The organism is Thiomicrolovo immobilis (assembly GCF_039645955.1).
In the GTDB taxonomy this organism is placed as follows: domain Bacteria; phylum Campylobacterota; class Campylobacteria; order Campylobacterales; family Sulfurimonadaceae; genus Thiomicrolovo; species Thiomicrolovo diazotrophicus.
The window spans coordinates 157,828-176,348 of the sequence record NZ_CP147916.1 but is presented as its reverse complement, the minus strand read 5'-3'; the positions used below and the strand labels follow the sequence as shown (position 1 = coordinate 176,348).

The following is an 18,521-nucleotide window of genomic DNA, read 5'->3' as shown; positions in this document are numbered from 1 at the left end:
AAAGGGGAAAAGATGACCCGGTGTCAGTATTCGAAGACGTTGGGGTAGCGGGTATCGGCTTTGAGGTTCAGGTAACGCTTGTCGTCACCGATATTGACCTGGGCGAGGATGTCCCAACGCCCCTCTTTGGGCAGCGTGACCGTCTCGAAGGTGTAGATGCCGCCCTCGACCGTCCCCATGGCAACGGTCATGTCATACTCATGGGTGCCCGGACGGGTCAGACGCAGCGTGACATTCGCGTCATCCACGGGCGTCCCGTCGCGTGTCAGCAGCTTGAACTTGACGACAGCGCCGTCGGCTTTGAATGTCTCCGTCACATAGGTGAGTTCATACTTCTTGTCAAAGGCGATTTTGTTGCGGATGATCGCATTGGCATCATGTTCAAAGTGACGGTAGTCCTGCATATCGAGATCGCTCAACTGTACCGGATTGTCAAGCGCTTTCTTCACCGTCCAGTAGCTCAGTCCCACGACACACATAATGCCTCCGACAACGATCCAAGGCCATTTTCTCCCGGGGTTACTGCTCATCAGTCTGTTTCCTTTTTCTCATCTTGTTTCTTATAAAGATTATAAGTGCGTACAGAATGATGCCATAAAAGACTAAACGCAAAAGATCAAGAAATATCTTACCTTCGTTTCCTGCGGAAGTACTAAGCTCTACGTTGCGGGTCTCGGCGATCTGGTCTGCGATATCCGCATAGCCGTTGTACATCGCGACGGAGTACTTTTTGACCGTATCCACGCCTTTCGTTTTCTGGCCAAGAATCGGCAGGATCGTACCGCCGTAGTTGTCCATGATTTCATTGTAATTTTCCCAGCTGCGGGCGAACATCACGGCACTGATCAGCGCATCTGCGAATGTCGCGTTGGGGCTGAGAACCTGCTTGCGGTTGAAATCCTTATATAATGACGACGGTTGTGCGAAAATCTCGACATCTTTACGCTCTTCAACAAAAGCCAAAACAACAAACGGCTCCTGAAGCTCGTCAGCAAGTATGTTTTTCAGATCGGCAATCGTCTGGTTTTCCTCCAGATCGTGCAACATGACCAGATAGAGCGCTATACCGGTTTTCGCGTAGAGCTCGTCACCATAGGCTTCAATCTGCTTGGCAAAAAGATCGTTGTGGACGACATCGTCTTTATATAAAAAATTCGCATGGAGACTCAGGGAAGTGATTAGCGTGAGGATGAGGGCCGCCAGCCCTCTTGGAAAGGTCAATTAAGTTTCCTTAACCGACGAAAAGGTGGTTCGGTGTCAGTACCGCCCAAAGGGTAACGGCAGCGCTGACAACCAGCAGCGCCGTGATGATAAAGTTCATATCAATTTTCATTTACCCCTCCTCTTAGTTAACCAAAACGCGTTTTGCCGCGTTATCTTTGTTGATCATCTGGATCGACTTCTCGTTCTCGATTTTGTAGAACTTGTCCGCGTTGGCCTGCTGTGCGCCTAGTGCCATCATCGTAAGATAGACCAGGATGCCCAGGAGCAGGACCGTTGCGATGAGCATACCGGTGACGCCGTCAAGCGCGAAAACACCTCTATTTGTATTCTCCATTTCTCGCTCCTTATTTGCTCAGGCTGGTAACGTATGCACCCAGCGCTTCTTTCTGAATGTCGGTCAGGTTGGCAAAGGCCGGCATTGCACCGATCGCACCCTTCTTACCGTGGTTCAGAACATTGACAACCAGTTCCGGTGTAAATGCTGCAACGCTCGGCGCAACGTAAGGCTGACCCATACCGTCCGCACCGTGGCATGCCGCACATGCACCGGCAAAGATATCAGCGCCAGCGCCTTTCATGCCGTTAGCAACGTATTTGGAAACCGTGTCGATCTCCGCATCCGTGATCAGCGCACCCGTGTTCGCATTGAACAGGCCGTTGCGATCCGGCATCGGCATTTCCGTACCGAGCAGTTGGTTGTTAGAACCGTTCTCGATAACGTATTTGACCGTAGTGACTTCAAGACGCTGGTTCAGGTTCGCCGCTTTGCCGTCGATACCGTCTGCCGCGAGACCGTGACACGGAGCACACTGAACGATAAAGACCGAGTTCCCCATCTCAACTTTTGTATCAGCGTCCATGTCAGCGTATTTCGCGTTGAATTCCGCGTCATGCGTTGCCACTTCTTCATTGTATTCACCAATCTGTGAATAGGCGTTGACCGGGTAGCCGGCAACAAAGTACCAGACCGCCCAGATGACCAGGCCGGCGAAGATGATCGCCCAGCCGAACGGCAGTTCGTTCTTGTACTCGCCGATGCCGTCCCAGTTCTCTTCTGCCAGTTCACCAGAAGCGGTGTCCATCTGCATTTGGCGAATGTACTTGGTAACCACAACAACCGCGATGATCGCCGTTGCTGCCGCACCCAGAAGCGCCAGTGCACCCATATAGTCCTTGCCGCCGAGAATGCCCCCGGCCATCTGCCATGTGATTCCCAGCAGGATCACAATGAACAGGGCACCTAAAATATACAGCTTATTCATTTATGCCTCCTCTTTTTTCGTCTCTTCGTTTTCCGAGACGCTTTCTACCGGATTATCGGTAATATCGTCATTGAGCGCCATATCACCATACTTCTCGTAGTTGCGACGCCCTTTCTTTTCGCTGCTATAGAGGTGGTAGATGTAGCTATATAGCACCACCACCAGGAACACCGTAAAGAAGAAGTAGGCATACGCCGAAAAGGTGTTGACATCCACGCGCTACGTCCTTACTTCAGGCTGTTCAGATATGCAATCAGCGCAACAATTTCAGGAACCTGGCCGTTGGCGACCATATCTTTGACATCCTGATCTTTCATGTCTGCTGCAATCATCTTAGCCTCGGCAAGCGCATCGGCTTTCGCACCGTCAAGTGAACCGGCCAGTTTGACCGTTGCCGTACCGCCGTCTGTCATCGGGATCGGCTTGTTATAAGGTACGTTGAACACCTTGTTGACCGTGACCTGCTCCGCATAAGCGGTGTCGATATCCGCCAGGTTTTTGAACATCCAGCGGTACGCCGGCATGATGGAACCCGGAACGATCGCTGCAGGATCTTTCATATGGTTTTCGTGCCAGTCAGTCGTACGGTAGTTACCGACACGCATCAGGTCCGGACCGGTACGTTTGGAACCCCAGAGGAACGGACGGTCATACGCATACTCACCGCTGAGGGAGTAGTGACCGTAGCGGTCTGTCTCGGATTTAAACGGACGAATCAGCTGAGAGTGACATGCATTACAGCTGTTCTTGATATAAACATGGCGGCCTGCCAATTCCAACGTCGAGTACGGTTTCGTACCGATCGTCGGCTGGGAAGCCTCCGCAAAGTTCGGCAGATTCTCAATGAGACCTGCAAACGCAATTGTGACAAAAACGGCTACCGCAAAAAAGAACGGATGCTTTTCTAACCAGTGAAACATATTTCCCTCCTTCTTTCTTACGCTGCCATCGGCGAAGCGCTTTGCAGTTCGCTCTCTTCAACACGGCGGCCGGCAGTCGCAGTTTTGTACATATTCCATGCCCACATGAACATACCGAGGAAGTAGAGTGTACCACCTACAGCACGGATCGTGTAGTACGGGTGCAGGACTGTAACGGTATCGATGAAAGAGTAAGCGAGGTTACCGAACTCATCGTGTGCACGCCACATCATACCCTGCGTAATACCCGCAATCCACATAGAAGTAAAGTACAGGACAACACCCAGTGTCTGGATCCAGAACTGCGTGTTCATCAGAGACTTGGAGTAGATCTCGCGCTTATAAACACGCGGTGCCATGTGCAGGAGTGCTGCAATGATCATGAAGGAGACCCAACCAAGAACACCGTCGTGTACGTGACCGACAATCCAGTCAGTAAAGTGCGCCAGTGCGTTAACAGATTTGATCGCCTGGATCGGACCTTCGAGCGTAGAGAACATGTAGAACGTAGACGCAAGAACCATGAACTTAATCAGCGGGTTGGTCGCAACCTGGTTCCACTCACCTTTCATAGTAAGCAGCATGTTGATCGCAGAACCCCAAGACGGCAGAATCAGGACGACAGAGAAGACAGAACCCATTGTCTGCATCCAGTCAGGTACCGTAGAGAAGAGCAGGTGGTGACCGCCGGCCCAGAGGTAAACGAACATCAGACCCCAGAATGCGAGCAGGGAGAGCTTATAGGAATAAACCGCCTGGCCGGACTCTTTCGGGAGGAAGTAGTAGATCATTGCAACGATAGGAACCGTGAACCCGAAGGCAACGGCGTTGTGACCGTACCACCACTGAACAAGAGCGTCATTCGTACCAGCATACATGGAAACAGAGTGGTACCATGCACCCGCACCGGAGACCAGCGCTGTCGGAACTTCCATATTGTTGAAGAGGTAAAGCATAGCGATACCGAGGAAAGTTGCGATGTAGTACCAGACAGAGATATAAAGTGATTTCTCACGGCGGATACCGATGAGACCGAAGATCTGAATACCGAACAGAACCCAGATAACAACGATCAGAATGTCGATCGGCCATTCAAACTCTGCATACTCTTTTGACGTCGTGATTCCCAAAAGCAGTGAACCGACGATCGCAACGACCGCGAGAAGATAGAGGGCGAACTGAAGTTTTGCTGTTACCATCAAGAACTTCGATTCTGCCATAGACACCTTCAGTACACGCTGGCCGACGTAGAACCACGTCGCCATGATACCGCTAACCGTAAACCCGAAAATGACTGCATCTGTATGCAGCGGGCGCAGACGGCTGAAGTTCGTAAACTCAGCCAGCCCTTCCCCGGCAATCAGGTTCACACTCGGAAATGCCAGTTCCCATGCCAAGATGACACCGATCAGCATTCCGACAATACCCAATACAATTGTCATAAACATCCACAATTTGGCAATTGTATAGTCGTACTCCAATGGACGATTTTCCATTACAAGCCTCCTTAGATTTCAAAGCGTAAAAGGTCCCGGACGGGCACCTGCAAAACCAAAAGCACGCTTACGGCTTTGCAGATGCTCCCTTTCCGAGACTATTTGACCCCATCATATTAACAGCGGAAATATTTAATGAATCTTAAATTTTTTAAAATGTGAGAGATATTGATAGTTTAACTAAATTTTTAAGTTTAATTTCATCTTCATGGGTAAAATCGTATCAGCTTATAGTTTTGATTATCATTTCAAGGCGCTGAGGAGGGGTGTCGCCCCGCGAAATCCCGTTATGCAGACCATTATCCGGTGCATTGTACCACGTCTCGAACTGCAGGTATGCTTTCATCAGTGTCCAGCCGCCGAACGCGATGACCGTCACGGCGGCGAGCTGGATCATGACGCTACGGAATTTCGTCTGGGAGAAGAAGCCGACGACGTAGGCGAAGGAGAAGAGCGTCGGGATCGTAAAGAGCCCGAAGATCGCCATCACCGCCGCGCCGTAGAGTGCCGACTGCGTCGTTGTCGCCGTCACGAGCATCGTGTAGACCAGGCCGCAGGGGAAGAGGCCGTTCAGAATCCCCAGAATATAGAAACTCATTGGCATGGCCGACGTCAGCTGCGCCGTAAAGACCCGCTTGAACCAGCTGTAGTTCGTAATCGGCACTTCGATGGAGGTCAGAAATTTAAGCTTTCCGGCAAAAGAGAGTCCCATCAGGATCATCATTACCCCCGCCACAGCATACATGATGGAGCGCGTCAGGGGGCTGACGTCCCAGAACGATCCGAAATACCCGAACAGCGCACCGAAGAGCGTATAGGTCGTAATACGCCCGATATTATAGAGGAAGTGGTAAAAAGCGCTCTGGGTCTTGGAGAAGCGGGGTTTGATCTTTGCGGTTGTGTAGGTAACGATAAAGCCGCCGCACATGCCGATGCAGTGGCCGATAGAGCCCAGCAGGGCGAAGGTGATAATAGCCGTCCACTCGATTGATGTCACTGTCACTCCATACGGCAAAGGAGCAAAGCCCTTTTGCTCACGCTTGGTTTTGTCTGTCCTCGCTACGCTGCGGAATTTCGCTCCGCTACATGCTTCGGCAGCAGGCGACCGGAAGAAGTACCTCTATGGTGCCCGCGCACCCCCTAAAGAAACATCGCTACGCGAGCGGTTCCCTTGTTTTGGTGCTTTTTGCCTTGTTCAAATCCTGTTGTATCTGAGTATAACCCAGATGCGTTACCGGAATATTAAATCAGCGCTGCATCAGCGCGAGGAATTCGCCGAAGACGTATTCGCTGTCTTTCGGTCCCGGGCTCGCTTCGGGGTGGTGCTGCACCGAAAAGATCGGAGCGTCGTTGTAGCGCAGCCCCTCGATCGTGCTGTCAAAGAGGTTCGTATGCGTCACCGAAGCGATCTCGGTGATGTTTTCGGGCACGTTATAGTTATGGTTCTGCGCCGTGATCTCGACCATGCCCGTTTTGACGTTTTTCACCGGGTGGTTGCCGCCGTGGTGGCCGAACCGGAGCTTGAAGGTGTCATAACCGTGGGAGATGGAGAGCAGCTGATGCCCGAGGCAGATCCCGAACATCGGCACTTTGTGCGCGATCAGCTGCTTGATCGTCTCCTGCTCCTTTTTCAATACCAGCGGATCCCCCGGCCCGTTGGAGAGGAAAACGCCGTCGATCTCTTTGGCCTCGTAGCGCGCGATCAGCGTCTCGGCAGAGGTTGCATTGGGCACGACTTCGACGGCCATCCCCGCCTGGGTCAGTTCATTGAGGATGTTGCGCTTGACGCCGAAGTCCATCGCGACGATGCGCGCCTGTGTTTCGGGGGCGTCGTTGTAGCGGAAATTAACCGCGTCATAGGTGCCGTTCGTATGCTTGTAGGCCTCTTTGGTGCTGACCTGCTCGATGTAGTTCACCTCTTCGATGCGCGGGGAGTTCTCCAGCACCTTCTTGAGTTCGGCCTTGTCGCTGATCTCGGTGGAGGCGACCATCATCATCGCCCCTTCGGTACGCAGCATCTTCGTGAGGTAGCGGGTGTCGATATCGCAGATGCCCATGACGCCGTGGCGCTTCAACAGCGCATCGAGTGACTCCTCGGCGCGGAAGTTGGAGTAGCGCGGCTGGTACTGGCGTACGATGATCCCTTTTGCATGGGCTGCCGTGCTCTCCATATCTTCGGCATTCGCACCGACGTTGCCGATCTCGGGCATCGTGAAGGTGACGAACTGTCCGGCGTAGGAGGGGTCCGTCGCGATCTCCTGGTAGCCGCTCATCGACGTATTGAAGACGATTTCGCCGACCGCCGTCGTCTCGGCGCCGAAGCTCATTGCTTCGAAATAGGTGCCGTTCTCAAGATAGATCCATGCTGTTTTCATACAAGCCCCCTCCGGGTCAGCTCTTCGCGGTAGAGTTTTTCAAACCGCAGTTCATACTCATCCGTGCCCGGGATGAGCTGTTTCTGGAACGACTTCATCTTCTCGTTCACCGCGCGCTCGATCTCGTCGTTGTCCGCGATAAAGGAAGTGATCGCGTCATAGATGATGTTCTTGAGCCGGTTTTCGCTGACGTCGTAGTTCATCAGGTCTTCTTCGTAGATCGCATCGAGGATCTTGTGTGCCAGGTCCGAAAAGCGGTCTTCATAGGAGAGGATGACCCCGTATTCGGGTGCAAGCTTCTTCTTGATCATAAAGAAGAGCTGGCGGTCATCCGCCTGGTAAAAGTCGATCTCGTCCTCGTTGTCGTTGACGATCTCCTTGACGCGCGCTTCGAGGGCTGCTTCCTGCTTTACGCTCTCTTCAAGTATCTTTTTCGCTTCGGCGACAATAGGGTCCATCCCCTGCGTCATCGTCACCAGTCCGCTGCGTGCCAGCTCGACGGCGACGCGGTTGGCGAGATGCGGTATCTGCGCGAGTGTCACTTTCATAGCCCATACCCTTGCGGGCGCCCCGTTTCACAGGAACGTGCACCCAGATTTTTTCGCTATTTTAGCGGGTATTCGATTACAATGAGGTTAGAACGCGCGACGTTCCCGTTACGCCGCATTAACGCGACTGCACTATGATGTCCTTTGGGTGCACAGCACCCTGCATGCATAAAGGAGAGTCCATGATTTACAGTCACAAAAACGATGACACCGAACGCAACCTTACGCCCGCCGAACAGGCCAAGCTCAAACGCCTCTGTCGAGCAGCATCGACTGCCTGGATGGTTGACGGCGACTGCAGACGCCGCTAGGGTTACGCCCTCTTCTGCCTTTTGGGCAACCGGATGACGAACTCCGCGCCGCCGTCCCTGTTTTCGACCGCAATCTGCCCTTTGAGGTTTTTCTCCGTAATGATTTTCGACATATAGAGCCCTATCCCCGTCCCCTGCGACTCGAACTTGGTCGTAAAATAGGGGTCGAAGATCTTCTCCATGATCTCCTCCGGCACGCCGCCGCCGTTGTCCGCGATAAAGAGCAGGACATCCCCGTTCCTCTCTTCTCCCGTGATCCTGATCTTTTTCGCTTCGGGCCCGTGCTGCAGGAGCACGTCTTTGGCGTTGCTGACAAGGTTGAGGATCACCTGCTTGAGTTCGTTGGGGTAGAGTTCCGCTTCGATCCGCTCCGGCACATTAACCTCCACGTCGATCTTCTTCTGCTCCAACGCGGGGATCACCAGCCCGAGCACCTCATCGACCAGGGGTCGCAGCCGGACTGTTTCGAGCTGTTTGTCTTTTTTGAAAAAATTGCGGAAGTCGTCGATGGTCTGGGACATGTAGTCCACCTGGCGGTGCACGATATCGATCAGCCTGTCGACCTCCTCGTCGTCGACCTTTCCCAGCTGGCGTTTGAGGTCGAGGTTGGCAATGCCTATTCCCATGACATTGAGCGGCTGACGCCACTGGTGGGCGATGGATTCGATCATCTCCCCTATGGTCGCCATTTTCGCCTGCTGTATCATCAACCGCTCTTTGTCCCGGTTTTCGCCCACCGCCTCTTCGACCCGCTCATTCAGCGTGGCATTGAGCTCCGTCAGTTCACGGGTACGGCGTCTTACAAGTTCATCGAGACGGATGTACTTGTAGCCGAACAGCAGCGCGATCACGGCCAGGACCCCCAGTATCTTCCACAGCAGGGCGTAATCAAACTGGTGTTTGTAGACCGTCGGTACCCACTGGCGGTAAATCGCCTCGCGCTCCTCGTCCCCGATACTGTCAATGGCGCGCTGCATCAGCGCCTGCAGTTCGGGCCAGTCGCTGCGGATACCCATCGCGATCTCGTAGTCGTAGGGCGTCTGTCCGACGATACGCAGGTTGTTCAACCCCTCCTTCGCGATCACGTAGCTGGCGACGGCCAGCGCATCCACCGCGACATCGGCCCGTCCGAAGGCGACCATCCGCAGTGCGTCGGGAAGATTTTTCGTCTGGATCCGCTGGATCTGTGGGAAATCGCGCTTTAAAAAGATATCGGCTGCATCATCCTTCACCACGGCAACGCGCTTACCCTTCAGTACCGTCAGATCCCCGACATACTGGAACGATTCGCCGCCGATGATCACCATCGGCAGGGTCAGGTAGGGGCGGGTAAAGTTCATATAGGCGTGCCGCTCCGGCACGGCCATGATGGCGGCGGCGACATCCAGCTCCCGCGCATTCAGCGCCTCGTCGACCTCCTGCCAGCTTTTTTTCGGCGCCGCTTCGATGCGCACCCCCAGTTTTTCCGCGACACGCCGCATAAACCCGTAAGAGACCCCGCCGTACACCCCCTTTCGCGACATGAACTCGATCGGCGGCCACACCGGGTCCACGCCGACGCGGAGGATGGGATGCTGCCCGAGCCACGCCTGTTCCTCTGCCGTAAGCCGCAGCCGCTCCGGGTGATAGACGAAGGCGCCGATATCCCGGCTGCCCTTAATGTACCCCAGCAGCATATACGCCTGATAGATCGCTTTGAGGCGCTCGATGCTCAGATCCCCCAGCGGCGTATCGTCTTTCAGGGCGTACGTCTTGAGGGCTTCCCCTTCGAAACGCAGCGCATCAAGGCTTTTATGCTGAATGTTGTATTTCTCGAAAAGCATCTCCCCCGTCTCATCGATATGGGCGAAGGCGTAGCGCCACCCTTTCAAACTCGCCTCATAAAAGCGTTTGACGCGTTCGGGATACTGCTTCAGTTCCGCCTGGGAGGTGAAAAGAATGTCGTTGTAAAAATCAAATCCCGAAACTTTCGGATCGATCGCGAAGGTCTTGATACCGCGCTGCGCAAGGACATAGGGCTCATTGGAGGAGTACGCCGCCATCGCATCCGTTTCATTCTGCTCGAGCGACAACGGGTCAAAGGTATGGTCAATGAGCACGAGGTCCTCTTCCTTCATGCCTGCATTGCGAAGCATCGCCTGGACCGATGCCGCCGTCTGGACATCGCTGGTCATCATTACCCGCTTGCCGCGCAGGTCCTTGATCGTACGGATGCCCGAATCCTCCCGCACCAGAAGCATCATCGGCGAACTTTGGAAAATGGCCGCCATCGCTACAAGCGGTGCACCGCTCTCATACTTGACCAGGAGCGATGTCCTTCCCGTCCCATACTGCGCCCGGCCGCTCAGCACCTCCTGCTCCACATCCGTTTCCGGTTTCATGACGCGGATCTCGACGTCGAGGCCGGCGTCGGCATAAAACCCTTTTTCCTTGGCAACATAGTATCCGGCAAACTGGAACTGGGGCAGCCACTGCAGCTGCAGCACGACGTGCTCATTGCGCGCTTCATGCGCCCGCAGCGACAGCGACAAGAACAGGAACACCAGCAAAACCGCACGAAGGCGCATGCATTACCTTTTTTTCAACAATTTTAACAGGTCAATGTTTAGAATAGTGTATGGCTATTTGTGATTTTGTTTCAAAAAGCGTCTTTTAGGTGAAAAAGCTGGCCGTCATATCTCATCCGCTTTTATGCTCCTCTGCGATAAAATAAGCAGAAAAAAAGCAGATCATGTCCGTAAAAAACGCTATTTTAGAGACCATCAAACGGCGGCCGCTTATCATTGACGGCGCCATGGGTACGCAACTGCAACAGCGCCATGACCAGATCCCCGAAGCGGCGTGGGAAGGCAACGAGGGGTGCAACGAACTTCTCAACGTCACCGCCCCCGAGATCATGCGCGACATCTTCCACGCCTACCTGAACGCCGGTGCCGACATGATCACCACCAACACCTTCGGCGCTTTCTCCTGGGTCCTGGACGAGTACGGCATCGGGCACCGCGCCTATGAACTCTCCAAGGCCGGGGCGCAGCGCGTTAAAGAGGTGTGCGACACCTTTAGCACCCCCGAACACCCACGCTATGTGCTGGGTTCCATCGGTCCGGGCACGAAACTCCCCTCGCTGGGACACATCCACTACGACGAGATGCTTGCAGGCTACACCGAGTGCGCCCAGGGGCTTATTGACGGCGGCTGCGACGTGTTCCTGCTCGAGACCTGCCAGGATCCGCTGCAGATCAAGGCGGCCCTGCACGCCTGCGAGGCGGCCAACGCGTCGCGCGGCACCGACCTCCCCGTCATGGTCTCGGGGACCATCGAACTGGCCGGTACCATGCTTATCGGCACCGACGCCCAGACCCTCGCCGTCATTATGGAACCCTTTGACATCCTCTCGTTGGGCTTCAACTGCGGCACCGGCCCGGAACAGTACACCAAACACGTCAAAGCGCTAAGCGACGTCTGGGGCAAACCCATCTCCATCCATGCCAATGCCGGCCTTCCGCAGAACCGCGGCGGCTACACCTACTACCCGATGGGGCCCGACGAGTTCGCCGATCGCCAGGAGAGCTTCCTCGCTTATGACGGGGTTAGTTTCCTCGGCGGCTGCTGCGGGACGACGCCGCAGCATATCAAAGCGCTCTGTGAGCGGGTGCACGCCACTGCGCCCAAGGCGCCCTCCGGTTCCCAGCCGACCTCGCTCGCCTCGCTCTTCAACGCCGTTCCGCTGATGCAGGAGCCCGCGCCGCTGCTGGTGGGCGAACGCTCCAACGCCACCGGTTCCAAAGCGTTCCGGGAACTCCTCCTCGATGAGGACTATGAAGGTACGCTGAGCGTCGGACAGCAGCAGGTGCGCGCCGGGGCCCACGTCCTCGACGTCTCCGTCGGTTTCGCCGGCCGCGACGAAACAAAGGACATGAACAAGGTGATGGGCCTCTACGCCCAGAAGATCCCGTTGCCGCTGATGCCCGACTCCACCCAGACCCCGGCACTCGAAGAAGCGCTCAAACTGATCGGGGGCAAGCCGATCATCAACTCCGTCAACCTCGAAGACGGGATCGAGAAGTTCGATACCGTCTGTTCGCTGGCGAAAAAGTACGGGGCCGCCCTCGTCTGTCTGACGATCGACGAAGAGGGGATGGCCAAAACGGTCGCGCGCAAACTCGAGGTCGCCGAGCGTATCTACTCCCTTGCGACGGAGAAGCACGGTCTCAACCCAGAAGACCTCGTCTTCGACGTCCTGACCTTCACCGTGGGCAGCGGGGACGAGGAGTACCGCGATGCGGCCGTCCAGACGATCGAGGCGATCCGCGAACTCCGCACCCGCCACCCGGAGGTCGGGGCGATCCTGGGGCTTTCGAACATCTCCTTCGGCCTGGACAAAGATGCCCGCCCCTACCTCAACTCCGTTTTCCTGCACCACTGTATCGAAGCGGGGCTCACCTCCGTCATCATCAACGTCAAGCACATCATCCCGATGGCGAAGATCAGTGACGAGGACCTCGAAGCGTGCGAGAACCTCCTCTTCGACAAGAAGCCGGAGGGACAGGCGCTGTTCGATTTCATCGACCATTTCGGCAACAGAGAAGCCGTCGACAGTGCGGCGGAGGATGAAGCTTACAACGCACTCGGTACCGAAGAGAAGATCGCAAAGCTCCTGCTCGACGGTGACAAGGAGCGGATGATCCCCCTTGTCGAAGCGGCAAGGAGCGAGATCGCCCCGGAAAAGATCGTCAATGAGATTCTCATTGACGCCATGAAGGTCGTCGGCGAGCTTTTCGGTTCGGGACAGATGCAGCTCCCTTTCGTGCTGCAGAGCGCCGAGACGATGAAAACCGCCGTTGACCACCTCAACCCCTACCTACCCAAAGTCGACAAGGCCGTCGATACGACCCTGGTGCTGGGGACCGTCAAAGGGGACGTACACGACGTCGGCAAGAACCTCGTCGACATCATCCTCACCAACAACGGCTACAAGGTGATCAACCTCGGGATCAAGGTCGAACTGGACAACTTCGTCAAGACCCTGCAAGAGAGCAGTGCCAGCGCCATCGGCATGAGCGGCCTGCTCGTCAAATCGACCCAGGTGATGAAAGAGAACCTCGAAGCGCTGAAAGCGGCGGGGATCACCGTCCCCATCCTGCTGGGCGGTGCGGCGCTCACACGCAGTTTTATCGAGGATTTCTGCCGCCCCAGCTACGACGGTCCGATCTTCTACTGCAAGGATGCCTTTGACGGCGTCACGGCGATGAGCCGCATCGAAGTGGGCAACCTGGACACCAACCTCCACCCGAATGCCCCGGAAATCGTCGAGGATGCCGAGAAGAAAGAGGTCGTCATCCCGCCGTTTAAGGAGCTGAAGATGCCCTCGCGGGACGTCCGCGTACCGACACCGCCCTTCTGGGGGCGGCGTAAGCTGAAGCTGACCGAGGCGCAGAAGGCGATGGCGTTCGAGTGGATCAACCACAAGATCCTCTTCAAACAGCGCTGGGGATACAATTCAAAGGGCATGAAGAAAGATGCCTACGAGAAACAGCTCGACGAGCTTGTCTGGCCGGCATACGAAAAGCTCAAGGCGCTCTTCCTGGACGAAGGCCTCTTTGAGCCGACCATCCTCTATGGCTACTGGCCGGCCCGTTCCGACGACAACACCCTGCTCGTCTTCCCGGAAACGGAGGGGTGGCACCGCGATGCTGACGCCAGTCGCGAACCCCTGGAGCAGATCATCGGTGATGCCGAATGCGCCTTTACCTTCCCGCGCCAGCGCAAACAGCCGCACCGCGCACTCAGCGACTTCTTCCGCCACGACCGCCATGACGTCGTCGCTCTCACCTGCGTCAGTGCCGGCAGCCGTCTGAGTGCCTATGAAAAAGAGCTCTATGATGCGGGGAAATACAATGAATACTACCAGGTACACGGCCTGGGAGTGGAACTGGCCGAGGCCCTTGCCGAGATCGCCCACAAGCAGATCCGGCTCGATCTCAACATTGCCGACGATGAAGGACCGACCCTCGCCGATGTCCGCATGAACCGCTACCAGGGAGCGCGCTACAGCTTCGGCTACCCCGCCTGCCCGGACCTGGAGCTCAACCGCCCGCTCTTCGACCTGCTGAAGCCGGAGGAGTTCGGAATTGAACTGAGCGAGACTTTCCAGATCCACCCGGAACAGTCGACGTCCGCCATCGTCGTTCATCACAAAGAAGCGACGTACTATAACGTGTAGGGTGGCTGTGCGGCTTCTGTAACTTTCGACGCCTGTTACTTCAGGGTCAGAGTGTACCCGTATTTGGACGGTTCGATGCTGTAGTCGGCACGCTTCTCCAACTCGATAACGATACGGTAATAGCCCGGATGCATGCCCATTCGGATCTCTTTGAATGGCGCGACACTTACCTCGCGCTTGCGTGTCGGGAAGTCGGCATTCGCCTCAAAATCAAGAATAATGCGCGTCGGCTTACGGATGACAAAGTGCTTTGCGAGCTTGTCACGGCTTTCAATACGCACGTTTCCTTCCGAAAAGAGAAAGCGGGCCTGCTGAAAATTCACGGTCTGTGTCGCCAGGGAATGCGTTTCTTTCACAGGCGCTTCTTTAACCACTGTCTCTTTGACCGGTCTTTCTTTTATTTTCGGCGGGAGCGGTTCCGGCGATGAAGGTGACGGCAAAAAGGGGTTGTCCCTTGCAGTCAGCAGGGTTGCAGCCGTTATTGTTAACAAGATCAGGAAAAATTTCACGCATTTACTCCGATGGTTCAAGCTCTTTGAGTTCGAAATACTCTTTTTGCAGTGTGGCATTTTCTTGCTTCAATCTTGCAATTTCACTGGTCAGATGCCCTTCATAGTTCTCCAGCTGGAGCAGGACTTCAAGCGAGGCGTTGCCGAAAAGAAGGTTGCTGAGGTAAAATGCGCCGATGACGACCCCCGCCAGCGCAAGCAGAAAATGTCTGGCCTTGAATCCGAGATACTGTTCTATGATGTCGGGTGCGGATGACGCAACATCGTTTTCTTCGGGGGATGTGTCAGCGGACTTCATAGGCAGGCAGTGCCGCAGGAGCGCGGCGCAGGATTAGCTGAAGAGTACGGCGCCGAGATATTCGCCGTAGACGATCTCGTTCTCGATCTCAAGCAGGCGGTTGTACTTGGCCGTACGCTCGCCGCGGGCCGTGGAACCGGTTTTGATCTCGCCGCAGTTGAGCGCGACCGCGAAATCGGCGATGAAAGCGTCTTCGCTCTCGCCGGAACGGTGGCTCATAACGCATTTGTAGCCGTTGCGCTGTGCCAGTCTTACGGTCAGCATCGTCTCGGAGACGGAACCGATCTGGTTCGGCTTGATCAGGATCGCGTTACCGACGTCCTTCTCGATCCCCTGGGCGAGGATGTTCGCATTGGTGACGAAGAGGTCGTCACCGACGAGCTGGACCTTGTCGCCGAGTTTTTCTGTCAGGACTTTCCAGCCCTCCCAGTCATCTTCGCTCAGGCCGTCCTCGATGGAGACGATCGGGTATTTGCTGCAGAGGTCCTCGTAGTAGGCGACCAGCTCTTCGGAGGTGACGGTGCGGTTCTCGGATTCGAGGCGGTAACCGCCTTCGACAACCAGCTCGGAGCTTGCAACGTCCAGGGCGATGGCGATCTCTTCGCCCGCTTTGTAGCCCGCTTTCTCGATCGCCTGCATGATCACCTGGATCGGTTCCTCGTTCGAAGAGAGGTCAGGAGCGAACCCGCCCTCGTCGCCGAGCGCCGTATTGTGGTTGGCGTCTTTGAGGATCTTTTTGAGGTTGTGATACACCTCGGCCGACGCGCGCAGTGCCTCGGCAAAATCTTCGAAACCGACCGGCATGATCATATACTCCTGGAAGTCCACGGAGTTGTCGGCGTGGGAACCGCCGTTGATGATGTTGAGCATCGGGACCGGCATCACCATCGCGTTGGCACCGCCGAGGTAGCGGTACAGCGGCATGCCGAGGCTGTCCGCCGCGGCGCGTGCAACCGCCATGGAGACGCCCAGAACCGCGTTCGCACCGAGATTGGAGTAGTTCTCTGTCCCGTCAAGCGCTTTCATTTCGGCATCGATCATCGCCTGGTTGAAAGGGCTCAGTCCGATAATGGCATCGGCAATCTGGGTGTTGACGTTCTCAACCGCAGTCAGTACCCCTTTGCCCATGTAGCGGTCGCCGCCATCGCGCAGTTCCAGCGCTTCGCGTTTCCCCGTACTGGCACCGCTGGGGACGATCGCGCTTGCTACCGTGCCGTCGCTCAGCTCTACTGTTGCTTTGACTGTCGGATTCCCGCGTGAATCCATCACCTCCATTGCCGTCACATTATCGATATAAATCATTCATCAACCTCATTCATTTCTGTTTCATCCATCTGCATGATATTGCTCATGCCCATGGCATTACGTATCTTGTTCTCGATTTCAACAGCGAGCGCCGGTTCATCTTTAAACTTTTGCTTGACGTTTTCACGCCCCTGACCCAGTTTGACATCTTCGTAGCTGAACCACGCTCCGCTCTTATCAATTATATCAAGTTTTACCCCATAATCCACCAATTCGCCCTCTTTGGAGATCCCCTCTCCGAACATGATGTCGAACTCCGCCTGGCGGAACGGCGGGGCCACTTTGTTCTTGATGACCTTTGCCTTGACCCGGTTCCCGATCTGGCTTTCGCCCTGCTTCAGGGTCGCGATTTTCCGCACGTCGATCCGCACGGAGGCATAGAATTTCAAGGCGTTCCCACCGGTCGTCGTTTCCGGCGAACCGTACCCCATCGTTCCGATCTTCATCCGGATCTGGTTGATAAAGATGATCGTCGTGTTCATCTTGTGCAGTACCCCGGTGATCTTCCGCAGGGCCTTGGACATCAGGCGCGCCTGGACGCCGACCTGCTGGTCGTTCATCTCCCCTTCGATTTCCACCTTCGGCGTGAGTGCGGCGACAGAGTCGACGACGATCAGATCAACCGCTCCCGAGCGGGCCAGCGTCTCGACGATGTCGAGGGCCTGCTCACCATAGTCGGGCTGGGAAACAAGCAGGTTCTCCACGTCGACGCCGAGGTTTTTGGCATACCCGATATCCAGGGCGTGTTCGGCATCAATGAAGGCGCACACACCCCCTTTTTTCTGGGCCTCTGACGTGATCTGCAGCGCCAGGGTCGTTTTCCCCGAACTCTCCGGTCCGTAGATCTCGATGACGCGCCCTTCCGGCACCCCGTTGATCCCGAGGGCCAGGTCCAGACCGATGGAACCGGTGCTGATGGAACTGATCGGCTCGATCTCCTTGTCTCCCAGACGCATCAGCGTCCCCTTGCCGAATGCCTTGTCAATCTGCTTCAGCGCCAGTTCGAGTGATTTTTGCTTGTTTGCGTCCATGTGCATAGAGCCTTTTGGTGGTTTTGGAACATTTTATTGCAAAATGAAATTTGTCAAAAATAATATGTCATAGAGTCATATTTTCATGACCGATTCGTTCCGGCATTTTAGCGCGCATTGGCTAAAATGGGCGTAATAAAACACGAGGGTCTTTTATGAAAAAAATGCTGATTGCCCACTCTCCCGATGCCGACGACATCTTTATGTACTATGCCGTCAAATTCGGATGGGTCACCCAGCCCGACGTTGCCTTTGACAATATCCCTCTCGATATCGAAACCCTCAATGTCGAAGCGCTGGCCGGGACCTACGATATCACCGCCATCAGCTTCGCCCTCTACCCGCATATCCGCGACGAATACGCCCTGCTGCGCACCGCCGTCAGCTTCGGCGAGGGATACGGTCCCAAACTGATCAAGCGCAAGGGCGAGAAACTCAAGCGCCGCTTCAAGGTCGCGCTCAGCGGCCGCTATACGACCAACGCGATGCTCTTCCGCATCGCCTACCCCGACGCACGCATCGTCTACATGAACTTCCTCGAGATCGAGGATGCCGTCAAGAACGGCACCGTCGACGCCGGCGTGCTGATCCACGAAAGCATCCTCACCTTCGACGACACGCTCGAGGTCGAACGCGAACTGTGGGACGTCTGGCAGGCACTGGCCGGTCCCGATCTTCCCCTGCCGCTGGGAGGCATGGCGATCAGGCGCTCCCTGCCGCTGACCGCGGCCATCGCCTATGAACAAACGCTCACCGACGCCGTCCGCGTCGCCCGCGAACGCAAGGCGGAGCTGTGCGAACTGCTGCTGGAAAACAACCTTGTACGCATCGATGGCCCGACCCTGGACCGCTACCTGGAGCTCTATGCCAACGACGACTCCGTCGAGTTGAGCCCCTTGCAGTACGAAGCAATCGACAAGCTCTACGCACTCGGTTTCGAGCACGGCTTTTACGACGCACCCATCCGCGCCGAGGAGTATACGATCCCCCGCGAGTACCAGGGCTACCGCCACAGCTGA

General features: G+C 55.6%; 18 protein-coding genes. 3 read left to right on the top strand and 15 right to left on the bottom strand.

What is annotated here, in order from left to right; all coding sequences use genetic code 11:
• Nucleotides 1-23: 23 nt before the first annotated feature.
• The 10 genes from WCX72_RS00940 to WCX72_RS00895 form a co-directional block, all read right to left on the bottom strand.
• Nucleotides 24-530, bottom strand: a complete 507-nt coding sequence (locus tag WCX72_RS00940; RefSeq protein WP_345970354.1) for a FixH family protein — start codon at nt 528-530, stop codon at nt 24-26.
• The gene (locus WCX72_RS00935; protein WP_345970353.1) at nt 520-1,221 is read right to left on the bottom strand and encodes a 3-dehydroquinate dehydratase; all 702 of its coding nucleotides are present in this window, start codon (nt 1,219-1,221) and stop codon (nt 520-522) included. Before WCX72_RS00935 ends, WCX72_RS00940 begins: the two co-directional genes overlap by 11 nt.
• A 124-nt stretch (nt 1,222-1,345) precedes the next feature.
• Complete coding sequence (locus tag WCX72_RS00930; protein WP_231019726.1) at nt 1,346-1,558, bottom strand: DUF4006 family protein; 213 nt, start codon at nt 1,556-1,558, stop codon at nt 1,346-1,348.
• Between the two features lie 10 nt (nt 1,559-1,568).
• Nucleotides 1,569-2,486 (bottom strand): c-type cytochrome, encoded by a 918-nt coding sequence (locus WCX72_RS00925; RefSeq protein ID WP_345970352.1) that lies wholly within the window; start codon nt 2,484-2,486, stop codon nt 1,569-1,571.
• Entirely contained in the window at nt 2,487-2,702 is a 216-nt protein-coding gene (locus WCX72_RS00920) for a cytochrome c oxidase, cbb3-type, CcoQ subunit (RefSeq protein ID WP_231019724.1), read from the bottom strand.
• Nucleotides 2,703-2,713: 11 nt separating this feature from the next.
• A complete protein-coding gene (gene ccoO / locus WCX72_RS00915) occupies nt 2,714-3,406 on the bottom strand; it encodes a cytochrome-c oxidase, cbb3-type subunit II (protein ID WP_345970351.1) in 693 nt (230 codons plus the stop codon).
• Between the two features lie 17 nt (nt 3,407-3,423).
• Nucleotides 3,424-4,902, bottom strand: coding sequence for a cytochrome-c oxidase, cbb3-type subunit I (gene ccoN / locus WCX72_RS00910; protein ID WP_345970350.1), 1,479 nt, complete (start codon nt 4,900-4,902; stop codon nt 3,424-3,426).
• Between the two features lie 223 nt (nt 4,903-5,125).
• Nucleotides 5,126-5,899: a sulfite exporter TauE/SafE family protein gene (locus WCX72_RS00905; RefSeq protein WP_345970349.1), complete on the bottom strand. Its 774-nt coding sequence runs from the start codon at nt 5,897-5,899 to the stop codon at nt 5,126-5,128.
• 250 nt (nt 5,900-6,149) lie between these two features.
• Nucleotides 6,150-7,277 carry a glutamine-hydrolyzing carbamoyl-phosphate synthase small subunit gene (gene carA, locus WCX72_RS00900; protein WP_345970348.1) on the bottom strand — a complete coding sequence of 376 codons (1,128 nt, stop codon included), beginning with the start codon at nt 7,275-7,277 and terminating at the stop codon, nt 6,150-6,152.
• The gene (locus tag WCX72_RS00895) at nt 7,274-7,825 is read right to left on the bottom strand and encodes a DUF507 family protein (RefSeq protein ID WP_345970347.1); all 552 of its coding nucleotides are present in this window, start codon (nt 7,823-7,825) and stop codon (nt 7,274-7,276) included. The genes carA and WCX72_RS00895 overlap by 4 nt, the downstream gene beginning before the upstream one ends.
• 182 nt (nt 7,826-8,007) lie before the next feature.
• On the opposite strand from WCX72_RS00895, the gene WCX72_RS00890 reads away from it, so the two are divergent.
• On the top strand, nt 8,008-8,136 hold the full coding sequence (locus tag WCX72_RS00890) for a hypothetical protein (protein WP_345970346.1): 129 nt from the start codon (nt 8,008-8,010) through the stop codon (nt 8,134-8,136).
• Between the two features lie 2 nt (nt 8,137-8,138).
• Here the strand turns inward: WCX72_RS00890 and WCX72_RS00885 are convergent, their stop codons facing one another.
• Nucleotides 8,139-10,703, bottom strand: coding sequence for an ABC transporter substrate-binding protein (locus tag WCX72_RS00885; protein WP_345970345.1), 2,565 nt, complete (start codon nt 10,701-10,703; stop codon nt 8,139-8,141).
• 164 nt (nt 10,704-10,867) lie between these two features.
• On the opposite strand from WCX72_RS00885, the gene metH reads away from it, so the two are divergent.
• Nucleotides 10,868-14,359 carry a methionine synthase gene (metH, locus tag WCX72_RS00880; RefSeq protein WP_345970344.1) on the top strand — a complete coding sequence of 1,164 codons (3,492 nt, stop codon included), beginning with the start codon at nt 10,868-10,870 and terminating at the stop codon, nt 14,357-14,359.
• Between the two features lie 35 nt (nt 14,360-14,394).
• Here the strand turns inward: metH and WCX72_RS00875 are convergent, their stop codons facing one another.
• From WCX72_RS00875 to recA, 4 genes are read right to left on the bottom strand one after another with little or no spacing between them, the layout of a single operon-like run.
• Nucleotides 14,395-14,868: an AMIN domain-containing protein gene (locus WCX72_RS00875; protein WP_345970343.1), complete on the bottom strand. Its 474-nt coding sequence runs from the start codon at nt 14,866-14,868 to the stop codon at nt 14,395-14,397.
• 4 nt (nt 14,869-14,872) lie between these two features.
• Nucleotides 14,873-15,166: a hypothetical protein gene (locus tag WCX72_RS00870; RefSeq protein WP_345970342.1), complete on the bottom strand. Its 294-nt coding sequence runs from the start codon at nt 15,164-15,166 to the stop codon at nt 14,873-14,875.
• Nucleotides 15,167-15,199: 33 nt separating this feature from the next.
• Entirely contained in the window at nt 15,200-16,468 is a 1,269-nt protein-coding gene (gene eno / locus WCX72_RS00865) for a phosphopyruvate hydratase (RefSeq protein ID WP_345970341.1), read from the bottom strand.
• Complete coding sequence (gene recA / locus WCX72_RS00860; protein WP_345970340.1) at nt 16,465-17,508, bottom strand: recombinase RecA; 1,044 nt, start codon at nt 17,506-17,508, stop codon at nt 16,465-16,467. Before recA ends, eno begins: the two co-directional genes overlap by 4 nt.
• A 149-nt stretch (nt 17,509-17,657) precedes the next feature.
• Here recA and WCX72_RS00855 point away from each other — a divergent pair, with 149 nt between their 5' ends.
• Nucleotides 17,658-18,521, top strand: a complete 864-nt coding sequence (locus WCX72_RS00855; RefSeq protein ID WP_345970339.1) for an MqnA/MqnD/SBP family protein — start codon at nt 17,658-17,660, stop codon at nt 18,519-18,521.

Bases quoted from the DNA above. Each gene is read 5' to 3' on its own strand.
- WCX72_RS00925 (WP_345970352.1), bottom strand. From the start codon at position 2,486: ATGAATAAGCTGTATATTTTAGGTGCCCTGTTCATTGTGATCCTGCTG.
- eno (WP_345970341.1), bottom strand. From the start codon at position 16,468: ATGATTTATATCGATAATGTGACGGCAATGGAGGTGATGGATTCACGC.
- metH (WP_345970344.1), top strand. From the start codon at position 10,868: ATGTCCGTAAAAAACGCTATTTTAGAGACCATCAAACGGCGGCCGCTT.
- WCX72_RS00895 (WP_345970347.1), bottom strand. From the start codon at position 7,825: ATGAAAGTGACACTCGCGCAGATACCGCATCTCGCCAACCGCGTCGCC.
- WCX72_RS00890 (WP_345970346.1), top strand. From the start codon at position 8,008: ATGATTTACAGTCACAAAAACGATGACACCGAACGCAACCTTACGCCC.
- carA (WP_345970348.1), bottom strand. From the start codon at position 7,277: ATGAAAACAGCATGGATCTATCTTGAGAACGGCACCTATTTCGAAGCA.
- ccoN (WP_345970350.1), bottom strand. From the start codon at position 4,902: ATGGAAAATCGTCCATTGGAGTACGACTATACAATTGCCAAATTGTGG.
- ccoO (WP_345970351.1), bottom strand. From the start codon at position 3,406: ATGTTTCACTGGTTAGAAAAGCATCCGTTCTTTTTTGCGGTAGCCGTT.
- WCX72_RS00885 (WP_345970345.1), bottom strand. From the start codon at position 10,703: ATGCGCCTTCGTGCGGTTTTGCTGGTGTTCCTGTTCTTGTCGCTGTCG.
- WCX72_RS00940 (WP_345970354.1), bottom strand. From the start codon at position 530: ATGAGCAGTAACCCCGGGAGAAAATGGCCTTGGATCGTTGTCGGAGGC.
- recA (WP_345970340.1), bottom strand. From the start codon at position 17,508: ATGCACATGGACGCAAACAAGCAAAAATCACTCGAACTGGCGCTGAAG.
- WCX72_RS00930 (WP_231019726.1), bottom strand. From the start codon at position 1,558: ATGGAGAATACAAATAGAGGTGTTTTCGCGCTTGACGGCGTCACCGGT.
- WCX72_RS00870 (WP_345970342.1), bottom strand. From the start codon at position 15,166: ATGAAGTCCGCTGACACATCCCCCGAAGAAAACGATGTTGCGTCATCC.
- WCX72_RS00855 (WP_345970339.1), top strand. From the start codon at position 17,658: ATGAAAAAAATGCTGATTGCCCACTCTCCCGATGCCGACGACATCTTT.